Raw genomic sequence first — 610 nt, 5'->3', positions numbered from 1 at the left:
TAGATCTCGATTCAGCGACTAGATTTTCCAATACCTTTACTTTTCCTGCCACCTTTCCCAGCATTTTATCAATGACAGTTGGTTTGAAGTTATCCAATAGCTTTTGAGCGATAGCTTCCTTAGTGTCGAGTATTCAGGTTGCACAGGTTTTGGAGTTTTCCGTATAGCGTTCCAGTCTATCGGATCACTGGCCTCCCTATGAAGTGCTTTCAGCATCTGCGTATACGTCGTCCAATTATGTACCGCTTCTGTCGCATCGTCAAAGTCCTGCTGCTTTTGCTGCTCTCTGAATAATCTTGCCATCTCCCGGGCTTTGCGCTGCCGGTCCCTTTCAGCACGTCTTGCACTGGCCTGATAGGAACGTATGATTCCATTTAATGTCGCCATCCGAATAATAGGTTAATAATATATAGCTTACACCGTAGTATTGTACTAAGATATCAAATTTATCGGGAGATAGCAGCAACTCAAGTCTACTCTAGGTCCAACCATCAATTTTAAGTCTTTAAATACTGCACCACGATGCCAATGTTAACCGTTTATATCCGTTTATACACGGATATAAACGGTTAACGTACGGCTAATAATTTTAGTTTATGGAGGTTTGCTT

1 protein-coding gene is annotated in these 610 nt (G+C 42.0%); it reads right to left on the bottom strand.

The window, feature by feature from the left end; all coding sequences use genetic code 11:
• Window positions 1-36: 36 nt before the first annotated feature.
• Window positions 37-387 (bottom strand): hypothetical protein, encoded by a 351-nt coding sequence (locus tag JKG61_RS22795; RefSeq protein WP_202105312.1) that lies wholly within the window; start codon window positions 385-387, stop codon window positions 37-39.
• Window positions 388-610: the final 223 nt, after the last annotated feature.

The sequence above is a fragment of the Sphingobacterium faecale genome (assembly GCF_016746095.1).
GTDB classification, from domain to species: Bacteria; Bacteroidota; Bacteroidia; order Sphingobacteriales; family Sphingobacteriaceae; genus Sphingobacterium; species Sphingobacterium faecale.
This window is presented reverse-complemented; position numbering and strand designations above follow the sequence as displayed.